At 71.8% G+C, this 14,427-nt stretch carries 23 protein-coding genes; 16 read left to right on the forward strand and 7 right to left on the reverse strand.

Translation table 11 applies throughout. From position 1 onward, the window contains the following. Positions 1-49: 49 nt before the first annotated feature. The 3 genes from AB0383_RS23250 to AB0383_RS23260 are packed head-to-tail and all read left to right on the forward strand — an operon-like array spanning position 50 to position 1,961. Positions 50-898: an LLM class flavin-dependent oxidoreductase gene (locus AB0383_RS23250; protein ID WP_366188503.1), complete on the forward strand. Its 849-nt coding sequence runs from the start codon at positions 50-52 to the stop codon at positions 896-898. Then, a complete protein-coding gene (locus AB0383_RS23255) occupies positions 895-1,038 on the forward strand; it encodes a hypothetical protein (RefSeq protein ID WP_366188504.1) in 144 nt (47 codons plus the stop codon). Before AB0383_RS23250 ends, AB0383_RS23255 begins: the two co-directional genes overlap by 4 nt. A gap of 29 nt (positions 1,039-1,067) precedes the next feature. Then, positions 1,068-1,961, forward strand: a complete 894-nt coding sequence (locus AB0383_RS23260; RefSeq protein ID WP_366188505.1) for an SMP-30/gluconolactonase/LRE family protein — start codon at positions 1,068-1,070, stop codon at positions 1,959-1,961. 4 nt (positions 1,962-1,965) lie between these two features. Here AB0383_RS23260 and AB0383_RS23265 read toward each other — a convergent pair whose 3' ends face one another. After that, positions 1,966-2,487 carry a cytochrome P450 gene (locus AB0383_RS23265; protein WP_366188506.1) on the reverse strand — a complete coding sequence of 174 codons (522 nt, stop codon included), beginning with the start codon at positions 2,485-2,487 and terminating at the stop codon, positions 1,966-1,968. A 33-nt stretch (positions 2,488-2,520) separates the two neighbouring features. Here AB0383_RS23265 and AB0383_RS23270 point away from each other — a divergent pair, with 33 nt between their 5' ends. Together AB0383_RS23270 and AB0383_RS23275 are read left to right on the forward strand one after the other, a co-directional pair. Beyond that, positions 2,521-2,736 carry a helix-turn-helix domain-containing protein gene (locus AB0383_RS23270; protein ID WP_366188507.1) on the forward strand — a complete coding sequence of 72 codons (216 nt, stop codon included), beginning with the start codon at positions 2,521-2,523 and terminating at the stop codon, positions 2,734-2,736. A gap of 170 nt (positions 2,737-2,906) precedes the next feature. Beyond that, entirely contained in the window at positions 2,907-3,344 is a 438-nt protein-coding gene (locus AB0383_RS23275) for a DUF6130 family protein (RefSeq protein ID WP_366188508.1), read from the forward strand. Positions 3,345-3,480: 136 nt separating this feature from the next. Here the strand turns inward: AB0383_RS23275 and AB0383_RS23280 are convergent, their stop codons facing one another. Beyond that, positions 3,481-4,320 (reverse strand): alpha/beta hydrolase, encoded by an 840-nt coding sequence (locus tag AB0383_RS23280; RefSeq protein WP_366188509.1) that lies wholly within the window; start codon positions 4,318-4,320, stop codon positions 3,481-3,483. 157 nt (positions 4,321-4,477) lie between these two features. On the opposite strand from AB0383_RS23280, the gene AB0383_RS23285 reads away from it, so the two are divergent. The 3 genes from AB0383_RS23285 to AB0383_RS23295 are packed head-to-tail and all read left to right on the forward strand — an operon-like array spanning position 4,478 to position 5,644. Beyond that, positions 4,478-4,825, forward strand: a complete 348-nt coding sequence (locus AB0383_RS23285; RefSeq protein ID WP_364184966.1) for a hypothetical protein — start codon at positions 4,478-4,480, stop codon at positions 4,823-4,825. 38 nt (positions 4,826-4,863) lie between these two features. Further along, positions 4,864-5,298, forward strand: coding sequence for a hypothetical protein (locus tag AB0383_RS23290; protein ID WP_366188510.1), 435 nt, complete (start codon positions 4,864-4,866; stop codon positions 5,296-5,298). 43 nt (positions 5,299-5,341) lie between these two features. Continuing rightward, complete coding sequence (locus AB0383_RS23295) at positions 5,342-5,644, forward strand: hypothetical protein (protein ID WP_364184962.1); 303 nt, start codon at positions 5,342-5,344, stop codon at positions 5,642-5,644. Between the two features lie 35 nt (positions 5,645-5,679). Here the strand turns inward: AB0383_RS23295 and AB0383_RS23300 are convergent, their stop codons facing one another. Both AB0383_RS23300 and AB0383_RS23305 read right to left on the reverse strand, forming a co-directional pair. Further along, a complete protein-coding gene (locus AB0383_RS23300; protein ID WP_366188511.1) occupies positions 5,680-6,516 on the reverse strand; it encodes an amidohydrolase family protein in 837 nt (278 codons plus the stop codon). A gap of 167 nt (positions 6,517-6,683) precedes the next feature. Next, positions 6,684-7,301: a LysE family translocator gene (locus tag AB0383_RS23305; RefSeq protein ID WP_366188512.1), complete on the reverse strand. Its 618-nt coding sequence runs from the start codon at positions 7,299-7,301 to the stop codon at positions 6,684-6,686. Between the two features lie 108 nt (positions 7,302-7,409). On the opposite strand from AB0383_RS23305, the gene AB0383_RS23310 reads away from it, so the two are divergent. Further along, a complete protein-coding gene (locus AB0383_RS23310; protein ID WP_366188513.1) occupies positions 7,410-7,862 on the forward strand; it encodes an Lrp/AsnC family transcriptional regulator in 453 nt (150 codons plus the stop codon). A 94-nt stretch (positions 7,863-7,956) separates the two neighbouring features. Continuing rightward, positions 7,957-8,325: a hypothetical protein gene (locus AB0383_RS23315; protein WP_366188514.1), complete on the forward strand. Its 369-nt coding sequence runs from the start codon at positions 7,957-7,959 to the stop codon at positions 8,323-8,325. On the opposite strand, the gene AB0383_RS23320 is transcribed toward AB0383_RS23315, so the two are convergent. Then, positions 8,307-8,438 carry a hypothetical protein gene (locus AB0383_RS23320; RefSeq protein WP_366188515.1) on the reverse strand — a complete coding sequence of 44 codons (132 nt, stop codon included), beginning with the start codon at positions 8,436-8,438 and terminating at the stop codon, positions 8,307-8,309. The two genes, AB0383_RS23315 and AB0383_RS23320, sit on opposite strands and share 19 nt — an antisense overlap. 157 nt (positions 8,439-8,595) lie before the next feature. Here AB0383_RS23320 and AB0383_RS23325 point away from each other — a divergent pair, with 157 nt between their 5' ends. Beyond that, complete coding sequence (locus AB0383_RS23325; RefSeq protein ID WP_366188516.1) at positions 8,596-8,733, forward strand: hypothetical protein; 138 nt, start codon at positions 8,596-8,598, stop codon at positions 8,731-8,733. 16 nt (positions 8,734-8,749) lie between these two features. Here AB0383_RS23325 and AB0383_RS23330 read toward each other — a convergent pair whose 3' ends face one another. Beyond that, complete coding sequence (locus AB0383_RS23330; protein WP_364184948.1) at positions 8,750-9,319, reverse strand: TetR/AcrR family transcriptional regulator; 570 nt, start codon at positions 9,317-9,319, stop codon at positions 8,750-8,752. A 133-nt stretch (positions 9,320-9,452) separates the two neighbouring features. Here AB0383_RS23330 and AB0383_RS23335 point away from each other — a divergent pair, with 133 nt between their 5' ends. The 3 genes from AB0383_RS23335 to AB0383_RS23345 are packed head-to-tail and all read left to right on the forward strand — an operon-like array spanning position 9,453 to position 12,438. Further along, positions 9,453-10,643: an acyl-CoA dehydrogenase family protein gene (locus tag AB0383_RS23335; protein WP_366188517.1), complete on the forward strand. Its 1,191-nt coding sequence runs from the start codon at positions 9,453-9,455 to the stop codon at positions 10,641-10,643. Further along, positions 10,640-11,668 (forward strand): phosphotransferase family protein, encoded by a 1,029-nt coding sequence (locus tag AB0383_RS23340; RefSeq protein ID WP_364184944.1) that lies wholly within the window; start codon positions 10,640-10,642, stop codon positions 11,666-11,668. Before AB0383_RS23335 ends, AB0383_RS23340 begins: the two co-directional genes overlap by 4 nt. A gap of 2 nt (positions 11,669-11,670) precedes the next feature. Then, a complete protein-coding gene (locus AB0383_RS23345; protein ID WP_366188518.1) occupies positions 11,671-12,438 on the forward strand; it encodes a glucose 1-dehydrogenase in 768 nt (255 codons plus the stop codon). Positions 12,439-12,440: 2 nt separating this feature from the next. Here AB0383_RS23345 and AB0383_RS23350 read toward each other — a convergent pair whose 3' ends face one another. Beyond that, on the reverse strand, positions 12,441-13,337 hold the full coding sequence (locus AB0383_RS23350) for a LysR substrate-binding domain-containing protein (protein WP_366188519.1): 897 nt from the start codon (positions 13,335-13,337) through the stop codon (positions 12,441-12,443). Positions 13,338-13,464: 127 nt separating this feature from the next. Between AB0383_RS23350 and AB0383_RS23355 the strand changes: the two genes are divergently transcribed. Together AB0383_RS23355 and AB0383_RS23360 are read left to right on the forward strand one after the other, a co-directional pair. Further along, the gene (locus tag AB0383_RS23355; RefSeq protein ID WP_364184938.1) at positions 13,465-13,959 is read left to right on the forward strand and encodes a hypothetical protein; all 495 of its coding nucleotides are present in this window, start codon (positions 13,465-13,467) and stop codon (positions 13,957-13,959) included. Between the two features lie 3 nt (positions 13,960-13,962). Further along, entirely contained in the window at positions 13,963-14,427 is a 465-nt protein-coding gene (locus AB0383_RS23360; RefSeq protein ID WP_364184936.1) for a pyridoxamine 5'-phosphate oxidase family protein, read from the forward strand.

The following is a 14,427-nucleotide window of genomic DNA, read 5'->3' on the forward strand; positions in this document are numbered from 1 at the left end:
CCAGCTAGATGTTCTGCCGCGATCCGCCGTCGATCGGGAGGAGGACACCGTGGACGTGTCCTGCGCGTTCCCCACCGCCCTGGACTCTCCGGAAAAAATCGCGCTGGCCGAGCGACTCGGCTACCACCGGGCGTGGGTGTACGACACACCCCAGCAAAGCCCCGACGTCTGGATGACCCTCGCCCTCGCCGCCGACCGCACCGAGCGCATCGGCCTCGGCCCGGGCGTGCTCGTGCCCAGCCTGCGCCACCCCATGGTCAACGCCGCGGCCACGGCCACCCTCGCCGCGCTCGCCCCCGGCCGCGTGGCGGTCGCGTTCGGCACCGGCTTCTCCGGCCGCCGCGCGATGGGGTACGGCGCCGTGCGCTGGGCGTTCATGGAGTCCTACCTCCGCGCGTACCGCGGGCTGCTGCGCGGCGAAACCGTGGAGTGGGAAGGCGCGCGGATGCGGATGCTGCACCCCGACGGCCACGCTCCGGCGCGGCCCGTCGACGTGCCGATCCTCGTCGGCGCGCTCGGCCCCAAGGGCAACAAGGTCGCGAGCGAGCTCGGCGACGGCCTGTTCGCCACGCTGCAGACGCCCGAGTTCATGAAGGACCACCCCTGGGTCGCGTTCCTCGAATGGGGCACGGTGCTCGACGAGGGTGAACCCACCGACTCCGCCCACGCACGCTCGGCCGCCGGCCCGGGCTGGGCACTGTCCTTCCACGGCGCCTACGAGTTCGGCGGCCCCGACGCGGTGCGTACGTTGCCCGGCGGGGTGGAATGGCTCGAGGTGGTGGAAAAACACACGAGGAACACCGCCACCTCACCATCCACTCAGGACACTGCGTCGACCTCAACGAAGCCGACAGCGCCGCCTGGCAAGCCGGCGGCGACTCCACGCTGCGCGAGGTGACGCTGAGCGGAACCCGCGACGAGGTCCGCCGCAAGATCGACGACTACGCCTCGCGCGGCGTCACCGAGATCGTCTTCCAGCCGTGCGGGCCCGACATCCAGGGCGAGCTCGAGCGCTTCCTCTATGCCGCCGCCGGCTGACCCGAACCCACACCGTCCGCAGGGGAATCATGAGCCGCGAAACGAGCACCGTCCTAGAAGGACTGTCCTACCTGGAGTGCCCACGCTGGCACGAAAACCGCATGTGGTTCGCCGATTTCTACACCTACCGAGTGTGTTCGGCCGCCGAAGACGGCACAGACCTGCGCACGGAAGCCGAGGTTCCGCAGCAGCCGTCGGGCCTCGGCTGGCTGCCCGACGGCCGGCTCCTGGTCGTGTCGATGCGCGACCGCCTGCTGCTGCGCCGCGAGCCGGACAGCACGCTCGTGCCCCACGCGGACCTCTCCGGCCACGTCAAGGGCCACCCCAACGACATGGTCGTCGATGCCCGCGGCCGCGCCTTCGTCGGCGAGTTCGGCTTCGACCTCATGGGCGGCGCCCCGCTCGAATCCGCGTCGCTGCTGCGCGCCGACCCGGACGGCACCGTCACCACCGTCGCGCGGGACCTGTGGTTCCCCAACGGAAGCGTGCTCACCGACGACGGGGTGCTCCTGGTCAACGAGACCTTCGGCAACCGTGTCACGGCGTTCGACGTCGCCGACGACGGGTCCCTGGCCAACCGCCGGATCTGGGCGCAGTTCGGTGACCTACCGACCGGCGCGGATCTCCCGGCCGCGATCGCGCAGCTGGTCGTCGGCCCCGACGGCTGCTGCCTCGACGCCGAGGGCGCGCTCTGGATCGCCGACGCCGTGGGGGCCCGCGTGATCCGCGTGCGTGAGGGCGGCGAGATCACCGACGAGATCCCCACGGGCACCGGCGTGTTCGCCTGCATGCTCGGCGGCGCCGACGGCCGCACCCTCTACCTGTGCACCGCGCCCGACTTCGACGAGAACGCCCGGAAGAACGCCCGCGAAGGCCGTCTCGCCGCGGCCCGGGTGGACGTGCCCCACGCCGGGCTTCCCTGACCCGTCAGGGTTCCAGCCGCACCGGCAGCCGCGCCTTGCCGGAGAATACGATGGTGGGCAACGGTTCCAGCGTCTCCCCCGGCTCGGCGAGCTCGAGGCGGGAGAAGCGGTCGAAGAGCGCGGTCACGGCGACCGTCGCCTCGGTGAGGCCGAGTGCCCCGGCGATGCAGAGGTGCGCGCCGTGGCCGAAGGCGAGGTGGTCTTTGTCCGGGCGGTTCACGTCGAAGGCCCCGGGCGTTTCGCCGTGGCGGCGAGGATCGCGCCCGGCCGCGCCGAAGCCCAGGAGGATGGCCTCGCCGCGGCGGATGAGAACGCCTTCGCCGAGATCGATGTCCTCGACGGCGTAGCGCAACGGCATGTGCTGCACGGGAGCGTCGGCGCGCAACGTCTCGTCGAGGACATCCGGCCACGGCGTCTGTCCGCCGAGGACGGACGCTCGCTTGGGGCGCGGTGAGGTCGTGCCGGCAGCGTTCCAGCCGCCGTGTGCGAATCCGCGCGGCAACGGACGTGCCTTGGGACTCGACATCTCACCGAAGAGGAACGTGTTCTCGCCCTCGCCGTGACCATCGCCGGCGGCATCCCGTCGACGACCGGCCTGATCACCAACGCGGTCTTCGATCTCGCCACTCACCCGGACCAGCACCGGCACGTGCCGATCGCCGCCATCGGGCGGCGCTGGGGGTTCTCGGATGCCGCGCACTTCTCCCGCCTGTTCCGCAGTACTTATGGCCGTTCTCCGCGCGAATACCGCCACGACAGCGTGCTCGCCGAGTAACAATGCTCTGCGATGACGTACAACCACAGCGTCATCCGACGGGCGCGGTGAGCGGGTGCCGGAATCTAACTTGATCTTGTGAACGATCCCCACAACCGACGTCCGTTTCCGAACACAACGCGTGCGATCACGATCATGCTCACCACTCTTGCGGTGGGTGTTGTGACTGCGTGTTCAACGCCCACCACCCCGACCGCCGCCGCCCCCAGCCCACCGCCCCAGCCCCCGCTGCGGCCGCGACCAGCTGGTCACCGGCACCCGTGGTGCCGCTCGCCTCGCAGCCGCCGCCGGCGCTGCTCGTGGACAGTCCCCTGCCCGACCAGCTCGCCATGGGGCTGGTGGTGATCCGCTACCGCGCGGAGAACCTGCGGATCGTGCCCGTGTACGGACCCGCCGCGCTCGACGTGTCGCCGCGGATCGGCCACATCCACGTGACCGTGGACGACGCGCCGTGGCACTGGGCCGACGCGAGCGGCGAGCCGCTGATCCTCCAGAGCCTGCCGCCGGGGCCGCACAAGGTGTGGATCGGGCTGGCGGACCCGACGCACAAGATCCTCGACAGCAAGACGGTCGCCTTCACCGTCCCACCCCACGCCGGCGGCCATTAGCCGACGGCCTGCACGCCGGGCTCTAGCGACGGCCACACGCCGACGGCCCGCCGCCAAACCCAGCCGACGGCCAAGCACGCCGGGCTCTAGCCGACGGCCCGCACGCCGACCTCAGCCGACAGCCCGCACACCAGGCTCAGCCGGCGAACTCCACGATCAGCCGCACCAGCTCGTCCGGCTGGTCCTCCGGCACGAAGGCGCCCGAATCGGCGACCGTGACCAGCCGGGCGTCGGGCAGGACAGCCGCGAGGCGGTCGAAGAGCGAGGCAGGGAAGATGCGGTCGTCCGCCGCGCGGACCAGCAGCACCGGCTTGCCGAAACCGGGCAGTGCCTCGGCGGCGGCCAGCGTGTACCGGGGGTGCACGCCGAGAAGGAACCGGCGCAGGTCCCGGCGGATCTCGGCGCTGCCGTAGGCCGGGCGCAGGTAGGAATCCAGCACCTCGGCGGGGATCCCGTGCTTGGCCAACGCGCCGAACGCCGACGGCTGCCGCCGCACGATCGGCAGCCGCAGCAGCCGGCTGCCGGCCCAGGCCGCGCCGGGCAACCGCATCAGCCGCGGCAGCGCGTCGAACGGCGCGGGGAAGAACTCCTCGAACGCGTCGCACGGCGTGAGCACAACCCGGCCGATCCGGCCCGGGTTTTCCGTCATGAGGATCTGGGTGAGTGCCCCGCCGGTGTCGTTGGCGACCACCGTCACGTCAGTGAGGTCGAGCGCGTCGAGGAACTGCCCGATCAGCCGGGCGACGCCGGACGGCGTCAGGTCCGCGTCCGCCGCCAGGGGCACGCGGTGCGCGCCGAGCGGCCAATCCGGGGCGAGACATCGAAACCCCGCGTCGGCGACGGCCGGCACGACCTTGCGCCACAGGTTCGCGTTGACGAGCAGCCCGTGTACGAACACCACCGCCGGCCCGGACCCACGCTCGGAGTACGCGACCCGGCCCCCGGGCAGGGTCACGCTCTTGCCGGTGCCGAGCATGCCGGCCTCCTCGGTGCTCGACGGTGCCGACAGTCCTTTGTGGAATACGCCGGTGCCGCCATCGTCACAGAACGCCGCGCGACCTTCAACACGCCTACCCCCATTCCAGGGTGGGCCTCAGGCCGGCTCGGGGATTTCTAAGTCGTCGAACCCGGGGATGAACATCACGACGTGGGTGATGAGCTCGCCCTCGAACGTCAGCACGTCCCACCCGGTGATGGGCTCGGTTCGCCCGGGCGTGCAGCTCGGTGATCCGCTCGTTCAGCGCCTCCCGGCCCCGCAGCACCCGATCCGGCTCGACCACCGTCACGTCCTCGGTGTACACGCGCTCGAGCGCCGCCGCCCGCTCTGGGGTGTCAGCGATCATCCAGGCAGCCAGGTGCCCCTTGACCAGTCGGTAAACAATCATGACGACCGGGCCTTCCGGGCCGACGTGCGCCGGATCACGGATCATCCCGATTGTCGCCTGATGGAAGGCTTTTCTCCGCGGGCGGCGTCGGTCTAGGATGGACGATTCTCCTGGGGGAGGAGGGTGGGCGAGGGATGTTCCAGATTCCGGTGACCGCGGACATGCGGCGGTGGACGGTCCGGCTGTGCGAGGACGTCGCGGTGTTCGCGTGCACACCGCTGGTCGAGGACCACACGGCGGCGCGCGCGCTGCCTCGGAGCTGGGACGGGCGCGGGCTCGGCCTGCCGGAGCACGACGTCGCGGGGTTCGCGGCGGCGCTGGGCGAGATCATGAAGACTCCGCTGTTCTGGCGGGCCTACCGCGGCGCCGCTCGCGGCCCGGAGCAGCTGTGGGCCGAGCCGCACCGGGACGACGAGGACGGGTTCGTGTACCTGAGCGGGCCGTGCGGCGAGACGTCCGAGGTCATCGGCTACCGCCCCGTCTACAGCTTCACCCTCGCGCTGGCCGACCTGCGCGGGCTGCGGATCCGGCTGGCCGCGTACCTGCGCGACAGCCTCGTCCGCGCCTGATCGTCACCCCGGTTCGCCCGGGGCGGGTGGGAGGGTGAGCGACATGGACGACCAGTGGCGATCCGTGGACGACCTGGACGCCGACCCCGCGTGGTCGGTCACGCGCAGCCCGACGCACGGGCAGTGGGTCACGGCGGAATGGGCGTCGGGGCCGTGGCTGGTCGGCCTGACCCCCGTCGACTCCGGCGTGGTGGCGGCCATCCTCTGGTCCGGCGACGACGTGGTCGGCCACGCGCGTGGCAGCGAAGCGGCGATGTGTGCGACCTGCCGGACCTGGATCCACGGGCTGCGCACGCAGGACGCCGCACCGGCACCCGTCCGGCGCGACGCCGAGCTCAACGTCTGACGGTCGTCAGCGTGACACCCCGCCGGAGGGGCCGGTCACGTCAGCCGGTAGACGCGTTCGGCGTTGCCGCCGAGCACCGCGTCGAGCACGCTCGGCCCGAGCCCGAGGCCGGCCACGGCCTTGCGGTTGACGCCGATGCCGGGGGACGCGGGCCAGTCCGTGCCGAAGATCCACCTCGCCGCGATGCGGTCGAGGTCGAACCGGTCGTAGTACTGCGGCAGCTTGCGTGGCGGCAGGCCGGCGATGTCGAGCCAGACGTTCGGCCGGGCCAGCGCCATGAAGCCGGCGACCTCGTAGCTCCAGCCGCGGCCGCCGTGCGCGAGCACGACAGTGAGGTCCGGGAAGTCGCGCAGCACGTCGTCCATCAGCACCGGGTCGCCGCGGCGGCCGCTCGCGCCGGGGAACGAGCTGGGGCCGGTGTGCGTGATCACCGGGATCCCGCGTTGCTCGCACTCGGCGTACGCGGGGTAGAGCTCCCGGTCGTTCGGCGCGAAGTTCCCGTGGACCGGGTGGATCTTCAGGGCGACCGCGCCCAGGTCCAGCTGCCGGCGCAGCTCGGTCGCGACCGGGTAGTGCAGGTGTGGGTTGACGTTGGCGACCAGGCGGAACCGCGTCGGGTTGTACTCGAGGACCGGGAGCAGGTCCTCGGCCGGCTGGATGCCCGTGACCCGCGGGCTGTGCTCGGTGAACAGCAGCGCGCGATCCACCCCGCCGGCGGCGAACAGCGCGTCGATCCGCTCCGGGACGATCGCGCCGTCGGGCCCGTACATGGACTCCACTTCCGCCCGGTCGGAGGCCGGGCTGAGCCAGGTGTCCCAGTCGAGCTTCAACGTCGGGAGCCGCGCCAGGTGCACGTGAGCATCGACGATCATCCGCGCGATCCTGCCAGTCGGGTTCCGGTGAACGGTCAGCTGGTTCTACCACGAGAAGGTTCCCGGGACGTCAGCGCCAGGTGTGCATCTGCGTGTCGATGTAGCGGGTGCCCGGGACCGCGACGACGTCGTCACCGCGGCCGGGCAAGGAGCACCGTCCTCGATGATCAAGCCGCGAGCTGCCGGACCAGCAGCGTCGTGCCGATCGCGATCATGGCTCCGCCGGAGAAGCGGGACACACCACGGGCCCAGCTGGGCCGTGTCGACAGCACCACCCGAGCGCCCAGCCCGACTCCGGCGTAGACGAGCCCGCAACTGACGGTGTGCACCAGGCCGAGCACGAGGATCTGCCCGGCCACCGGCCACGCCGCCGACGGGTCGGTGAACTGCGGCAGCAGCGCGAGGAAAAGCAGCAGCGCCTTGGGGTTCAGGCCGCTGATGCCCGCGCCTTTTGCGACCTGCCGCGCCCACGAACCGGCCTCGTTGTCCGTGGCCGACCCGGGCGTTGCCGGGCGGAGCAGCGCCGACACGCCCAGCCAGATCAGGTACACCGCGCCCACGGCGGTGAGCACCGTCAGCACGACCGGCGAGCCGGCCACCAGCGCGGCGACGCCCGCCGCGACCACCGCGGTCAGGGCCAGGTAGCCGACGAGCAGCCCGCCCACCGCGAGCGGGATCGAGCGTTTTCGCAGGCCCGCGTTGATCAGGTAGGCCCAGTCCGCGCCGGGTGTGAGCACCAGCAGGAACGACACGCCCCAGAACGCGAAGATGCCGCCGATCGCCATCGATGTTCCTTTCGCCAGGCCCCCACCTGGGGAAAGGCTATGGCGAAATGTCCGGAAGATGTTTCCAAAGTTCCCCGGATCCGTGGCTCATGAGGGAGAATTACGGCCATGGACGCTCTAGACCGGAAGATTCTTGCCGAGCTGCAGCGCGACGGCCGGCAGACCATCACCGAGCTGGCCGAGCGGCTGCAGCTCAGCCTCTCCCCCTGCCACCGCCGGGTCCGCGCCCTGGAGAAATCCGGCACCATCGCCGGCTACCGCGCGCACGTGAACGCCCAGGCCCTGGGGCTCGGCTTCGACTGCCTGGTGTTCGTGACGATGCGCGAGTCCGACGGCGCCACCGTGGCCGCGTTCGAAGAGGCCGTCGCCGAGGTCGAGAACGTCGTTCAGGCGCAACGGCTTTTCGGTGACCCGGACTACCTGCTGCGCGTGGTCGCCCGCGACCTGCCCGCGTTCCAGCAGCTCTACGACAAGCGGCTCGCGACGCTGCCCGGCGTTCAGCGCATCAGCTCGACGCTGGTGATGAAGAACGTCGTGGAGGACCGGCCGCTGCCGATGTGAACGGGCCACGACGGCGGACGAACGGGCACAATGGACACCCGCGCCCCGTCGGCTCCGGTATTCTGGCACTGTGCACAGTGGACAAATCAGCAGCTTGGGTCTGCTTCTCTCGGGCGTCGCGAGCGTCGTCGCTCCGGGCAACGTCGCCGACACCCTTCGGATCACCGCCGCGGACCCGCGCGGCACCACGGAAATCCGCGCCGGGCTCGGCGGCACCTACGCGGCCCTCGGCGGCTGGGCGCTCGCCAGCAAGCAGCCGGCCGCGGACGTCGCCGTCGGCGCCACCTGGCTGGGCGCCGCCGCCGTCCGGCTCGGCTCGCTCGCCCTCGACCGGCCGAAGACCGACGCGAGTTACTGGGCGTTCCTCGGTCTGGAGGTCGGGCTCGGTTCCCTCGCGCTGCTGTCCGCTCGCTCGCGCCGGCGGGCCCGGCGCCCGAACCCGGGTCAGCCGAGCCAGGCGTAGTCGATGATCGCCTCGAAGTCGAGCCCGCGCAGGGTTCCGTAGCCCGGTCCCCAGCCGGGACCCAGGCGCGAGGTGAGGAACGCGTCGGCGACGACCGTCGGCGCGTGCCGCACCAGTAGCGCGGCCTACACGGCGAGCGCGAGGCGTGTGACGAGTGCTCACCTGGCCCTCGACGACGATCTGGGACCTCGTCCCCGCGATGCTCGTCATCGGCGTCGGCAACGGCCTCTCCCGACGACGCAGCAGACGTCGGCGACCCCGGGTGTCGCCGTGTTCGGCAGCGTGTTCTCCGCGCTGAGCACCGGGCCGCTCGGTTTCGGCAGCGCGTTCGCGGTGGTGTTCGGAATCTTCGCGGTGTTGCGCCTGTCCGTCGCCGTGGTTGCGCGGAAACTGCCTGACCCCCGCTGAAAGGCGCCGACCAGAACTACGCCGTAACCCCCACCAGCCGGAGCGCGAACCGGCTGTACTGCCACACCAGCGCGTCCTCGGATTGTTCGCCGTCGGCGCGGTACCAGACGGCGACGCCCATGCCCAGGTCGAGGACCGCGTACGAGGCCAGCCGAACGGAGTCCACCTGGAACACACCCGCGTCCACACCGGACTGGACGACCGCGCGGAAGCAGGCCTCGTACTCGGCGCGCAGGGCGAGCACGCGGGTGAGGTGCGGCTCGGCAAGGCTGCGGATCTCGCGGGTGCCGACGAAGGCCTCCAGCCGGTGCCGGGCGTGGTAGCGGACGTGGGCCTCGGTGGCGCGGCGGAGGCGCTCGACAGGGTCGGCGACACCGCCCACTGCGGCGCGGTGCGCGGTGAGCAGGTCCTCCATGGTCGTGACCATGATCGCCACCAGCAGGTCCTGCTTGGCGGCGACGTGTTTGTACAGGCTGGGGCCGCGGATCCCCACGGCCGCCCCGATGTCACCCATGGTGGTGCTCTCGAACCCCTTGCGGGTGAACAGCTCGAGCGCGGCCTCACGGATGTGGCCGGATCGGTCCACGCGACCTCCCTTCGGCTAACACAGGATAGCCGACGCGCCGCCACCAGGGTGACTGGCGCCACCGGACTGTGACACAGCACAAGAACCCGCCTATAGTCAGCGGCTAATAGTCATTAGCCGATGGGAGAGCGCCGTGGCCGTCGACCTCGCGCCCGGGCCGGAGGTCGCCGACCTCGCCGAGCGCACCGCGAAGTTCATCCGCGACGTGGTGATCCCCGTCGAAGAAGAGCACAAGGGCGTGGTGCATTCCGACGACGTCCGCCGGCAGCTGCAGCAGGCCGCCAAAGACGCGGGGGTCTTCGCCCCGCACGTGAGCGACGAGTACGGCGGTCACGGTCTCGACATGCGCGGCCGTGCCGCCGTGTTCGAGGAGGCCGGTTACTCGCTGCTCGGCCCGCTCGCGCTGAACATCGCCGCGCCCGACGAGGGCAACATGCACATGCTCGAGGCGATCGCGAGCGACGAACAGAAAGAGCGCTACCTGCGGCCGCTCGCGACCGGCGAGATCCGCTCCTGCTTCGCGATGACGGAGCCCGCGCCGGGCGCCGGGTCCGACCCGGGCGCCCTGGCGACGCTGGCGGAACGCGTCGAGGACGGCTGGCGCATCACCGGCCGCAAGTGGTTCATCACCGGGGCCGAGGGCGCCGGGTTCACGATCTGCATGGCCCGCACGTCCGGCGAACCCGGCCACACCGGCGGCGCGACGATGTTCCTCGTCGACGCGGACACCCCGGGCATGAAGGTGGTCCGGCACATCGACACCCTCGACGAGAGCCTCTTCGGCGGCCACATCGAGCTCGACTTCGACGGCTGCGTCGTGCCCGAAGACGCGGTCCTCGGCGAGGTCGACGAAGGCTTCCGCTACGCGCAGGTCCGCCTCGGCCCGGCGCGGATGACCCACTGCATGCGCTGGCTCGGCATCGCCCGCCGCGCGCAGGACATCGCCGTCGCCCGCGCGGCCGAGCGCGAGCTGTTCGGCTCCCGGCTCGGCGACCTGGGCATGGTGCAGCAGATGATCGCCGACAACGAGATCGACATCGCGGCCTCGCGCGGCCTCATCCTGCAAGCGTGCTGGGAGCTCGATCGCGGCGGGCACGCGTCGCAGGAGACGGCGATCGCGAAGACGTTCTGCGCCGAGGCGATCTGGCGCGTGGTCGACCGCGCGGTGCAGATCTGCGGCTCGCTCGGCATCTCCGGCGACGTGCTGCTCGGCCGGTTCCTGCGGGAGGTCCGCCCGTTCCGCATCTACGACGGCCCGTCGGAAACCCACCGCTGGGCGATCGCACGCCGCGTGCTGCGCCGCCAGTCGAAGGCCGCGCGATGACGTCCACAGTGGACGGTCTGGACCTGAAGGCGCTCGAGGCGTTCTTCGCCGCCGAGGTCCCCGGCTTCGGCGGGCACCTCAGTGCGGAAATGTTGCAGGGCGGCCGATCCAACCTCACCTACGTGCTCACCGACGGCCGCGGCCGCTGGGTGCTGCGCCGGCCGCCGCTGGGCGGGCTCACGCCCTCGGCCCACGACATGGGCCGCGAATACCGCGTCGTGGCGGCGCTGCGCGACAGCGACGTGCCCGTCGCCCGCGCGGTGGTGCTGGGCGGCGAAGACGTGCTCGGCGTGCCGTTCTCGGTGGTGGAGCACGTCGACGGCGTCGTCATCCGGACCACGGAACAGCTGAACGCGCTGGCCGACGACGACATCCGGCGCTGTGCGGAAGGCCTCGTCGATGTGCTGGCCCGCCTGCACGCCGTCGACCCGCACGCCGTCGGGCTCGGCGACTTCGGCCGGCCCGAGGGCTACCTGGGTCGCCAGGTCCGCCGCTGGCACGACCAGTGGGCACGAGTCCGGACCCGCCCGTTGCCCGACATCGAGGCGCTGCACGCGCGCCTTGAAGAGACCTGCCCGGCCAAGAGCGGCGCGTCGATCGTGCACGGCGACTACCGCATCGACAACATCATCCTCGCCCCGGACGACCCGGCAATGGCCCGCGCGGTCGTGGACTGGGAGATGGCGACGCTGGGCGATCCGCTCGCGGACCTCGGCCTGCACCTGGTCTACTCGGACCCCGCGTTCGCGCCCGTGCTCGCCGGCGCCGCCGCGTCGACGAGCGATCGGCTGCCCGCGGTCGGTGACCTCGCACAGCGCTACGCCGAGATCAGCGGCCGCGACCTGGGCCGGCTCGACTTCTACCTCGCGCTGGGCTACTTCAAGATCGCCGTGATCGCCGAAGGCATCCACGCGCGCTACCGGCAGGGGCTCACGCGCGGCTCCGGCTTCGAGTCCGTCGGCGGCGCCGTCGCCCCGCTTGCCGCCGCCGGGCTGCGCGCCGCCGCGCGGATCGGGCAGGTGTGACCGTGACCGGAGTGCTCGACCTGTTCCGCCTCGACGGCAAGGTCGCCGTCGTCACCGGCGCCAGCTCGGGGCTGGGTGCGGGGTTCACCCGCGCGCTGGCCGAAGCCGGCGCCGACGTCGTCCTCGCCGCCCGCCGGACCGACCGCCTGGCCGAGGTCGCCGAAAGCGTCCGCGACCTGGGCCGCCGCGCCGCCGTGGTGGCCGCCGACGTCGCCGACCCCGCTGCCTGCGACGCCCTGGTGCAGGCCGCGCTCGCCGAGTTCGGGCGCATCGACGTGCTCGTGAACAACGCCGGCGTCGGCACCGCCGTCCCGGCTCTGCGCGAGACGCCCGAGGAGTTCCGCCGGGTCGTCGACGTGAACCTCAACGGCGTCTACTGGGCCTCGCAGGCGTGCGGGCGCGTGATGGCGGCCGGGTCGAGCATCGTGAACATCAGCAGCGTGCTCGCGCTCATCAAGTCCTACGCGCCGCAGGCGGCCTACTCGGCGAGCAAGGCCGGCGTCCTCGGGCTGACCCGCGACCTCGCGCAGCAGTGGTCGGGCCGCCGCGGCATCCGCGTCAACGCCATCGCGCCGGGCTACTTCGCCAGCGAGATGACCGAGGACATCCCCGAAGACGTGCTCCTGCCGTTCGTGAAGCAGCACAGCCCGCTCGGGCGGCTGGGCAAGCAGCACGAGCTGGACGCCGCCGTCGTGTTCCTGGCCGGCGACGCGTCGTCCTACATCACCGGCACGACCCTCGCGGTGGACGGGGGCATGTCCGGCCACTGAGCTCAGTTCGCGGCCCGCCGCCGGGCGAGGACGTCACGGGTGGCGGCGACGAAGGCGTGGCAGACGGGATCGGTTTCGTCGGCGTGCCAGGCCAGGGCGAGGCGGCTGGGCGGCAACCCGGTCAGGGGCACGTAGGCGACGCCCGCGCGCGGAAAGTAAGTCTCGGCCACCGCCGCGGTCAACGTGATCGCGCGACCGGCGGCGACCGCTTGCAGCTCTTCGTCGACGTCGCCGACCTCGACCAGCCGTGGCTTGAGCGCGGCCGGCCGCACGCTTCCCCCGGACCAGAACTCGGCCCACACCGGGTCGGCCGTGCGCCGGACCGCGACGGGGTCGCCGAGCAGCTCGGTCACGTCCACTCTGTCGCGCCCGGCGAGCCGGTGCCGCGACGGCAGCCCGGCGACGCGGGGCTCGGTTCCCAGGACCAGCAGGCGCAGCCCGTGGGAACGGAACGGCGGGCGGACGAACGCGAGCGACGTCGTGCGGTCGCGCAGCCCGGCCGAGGGGTCTTCCCAGCCGTGGCGCTTGAGCTCGACCTCGACGCCGGGGCTGCGCTCCCGGAAGCGGTCGATGATCTCGGCGGTCAGGTCGCCGGCCGCGACGCCGTAGAAGCCGACCGGCAGCACCCGCCCGTACGCCGACTGCCGGGCCTCGCGTTCCGCTTCGCCCAGGAGCCCCAGGATCTCGCGGGCGTGTTCGACGAACCGCGCCCCGGCGTCCGTGCACGCGACCGAGCGGGTGGTCCGGCGGAACAACGCGACGCCGAGGTGCCGCTCGATGGCCTTGACCCGCGCGGACAACGCCGGTTGCGACACGTGCAGGTGCTCCGCGGCGCGGGAGAAGTTGAGCGTGTCCGCCACCGCGACCACGTAGCGCAGGTGCCGGGCTTCAAGATCCATAACTCGAAAGTACTCAATCCGCCGCGGCGGGTCTTTCCCCTCACGGCGTTCGGGGACCTAACCTCGAGGGTGTTCGCGATGGGAGGACGGACCCGGACGGTCGGCCCTCGCCGGAGGAGGAGGCCTGATGTCGGTGTCGGACGAGGTGGAGACCACCGCCGTGCCGTTGCGCGCGTGGCCGGTCGCGACCGTGTTCGCGCGCCTGGCGCTGGCCGCCGGCTTCCTCTCCGCGGTGGCCGACCGCTTCGGTCTCTGGGGCTCGTTGCACACCGGCAACGTGGCGTGGGGTGGCTTCGCGGCCTTCACGGCGTACACACACAGGCTCGTGCCCTATCTGCCCGACGGCCTGGCCGGTGTCGCCGCGTGGGCGGCGACCGTCGCGGAGCTCACTTTGGGTCTCACGCTGCTCGCCGGGGTCGCCGTGCGGTGGTCGGCCTGGGCGGCGACAGCCCTGCAGCTCGTGTTCGCGTTGTCCATGATGGTGTTCCTCGGCTGGGAAGCGCCGCTGAGCGCCTCGGTCTTCAGCGCTTGCGCCGCGGCTTTGCTCCTGGCCCTCGCGCCCGTCCGCACGTTCGCGTTCAGCTTCGACCGGCTCTTCGCGACCGCATCCGAAAAGAGGTAACCCGTGACTCTCCTCGACGACGACATGCGCCGCGTGGTGGCCGACGCGAAGCTGTCCTTTGTGGCCACCGTCCGCCCCGACGGCGCGCCGAACCTCTCGCCCAAGGGTTCCGTGAGTGTGTACGACGACGAGCACCTGGCGTTCATGGACATGGCCTCTCCGGGCACCGTCGAGAACCTGCGGAACGATCCGCGAGTCGAGGTGAATTCGATCGACTTCTTCCGCCGCCGCGGCTACCGCTTCCGGGGCACCGCCGAGATCCTCCCGCCGGGCGACCCCGTGCACACGTGGCTCGCCGACTGGCTGCTGGCGGCCAACGGCCCGGGCTACCCGTTCCACCACGCCGTGCTCATCCACGTCGACGAGGTCCACCCGGTCCTCTCTCCCGCCTACACCTTCGGCGGTGCGACCGAGGAGGCGCTCGTCCCGGAGTGGAAAGCCCGCTACAACGCCGAGTACCCCGAATGA

It is taken from the genome of Amycolatopsis sp. NPDC051373 (assembly GCF_040689465.1).
Taxonomy (GTDB): domain Bacteria; phylum Actinomycetota; class Actinomycetes; order Mycobacteriales; family Pseudonocardiaceae; genus Amycolatopsis.

Excerpts from the sequence above, each read along its gene's own strand:
- AB0383_RS23260 (WP_366188505.1), top strand. The coding sequence starts at position 1,068 with ATGAGCCGCGAAACGAGCACCGTCCTAGAAGGACTGTCCTACCTGGAG.
- AB0383_RS23265 (WP_366188506.1), bottom strand. The coding sequence starts at position 2,487 with ATGTCGAGTCCCAAGGCACGTCCGTTGCCGCGCGGATTCGCACACGGC.
- AB0383_RS23280 (WP_366188509.1), bottom strand. The coding sequence starts at position 4,320 with ATGCTCGGCACCGGCAAGAGCGTGACCCTGCCCGGGGGCCGGGTCGCG.
- AB0383_RS23285 (WP_364184966.1), top strand. The coding sequence starts at position 4,478 with ATGAACATCACGACGTGGGTGATGAGCTCGCCCTCGAACGTCAGCACG.
- AB0383_RS23290 (WP_366188510.1), top strand. The coding sequence starts at position 4,864 with ATGTTCCAGATTCCGGTGACCGCGGACATGCGGCGGTGGACGGTCCGG.
- AB0383_RS23295 (WP_364184962.1), top strand. The coding sequence starts at position 5,342 with ATGGACGACCAGTGGCGATCCGTGGACGACCTGGACGCCGACCCCGCG.
- AB0383_RS23300 (WP_366188511.1), bottom strand. The coding sequence starts at position 6,516 with ATGATCGTCGATGCTCACGTGCACCTGGCGCGGCTCCCGACGTTGAAG.
- AB0383_RS23305 (WP_366188512.1), bottom strand. The coding sequence starts at position 7,301 with ATGGCGATCGGCGGCATCTTCGCGTTCTGGGGCGTGTCGTTCCTGCTG.
- AB0383_RS23310 (WP_366188513.1), top strand. The coding sequence starts at position 7,410 with ATGGACGCTCTAGACCGGAAGATTCTTGCCGAGCTGCAGCGCGACGGC.
- AB0383_RS23340 (WP_364184944.1), top strand. The coding sequence starts at position 10,640 with ATGACGTCCACAGTGGACGGTCTGGACCTGAAGGCGCTCGAGGCGTTC.
- AB0383_RS23350 (WP_366188519.1), bottom strand. The coding sequence starts at position 13,337 with ATGGATCTTGAAGCCCGGCACCTGCGCTACGTGGTCGCGGTGGCGGAC.
- AB0383_RS23355 (WP_364184938.1), top strand. The coding sequence starts at position 13,465 with ATGTCGGTGTCGGACGAGGTGGAGACCACCGCCGTGCCGTTGCGCGCG.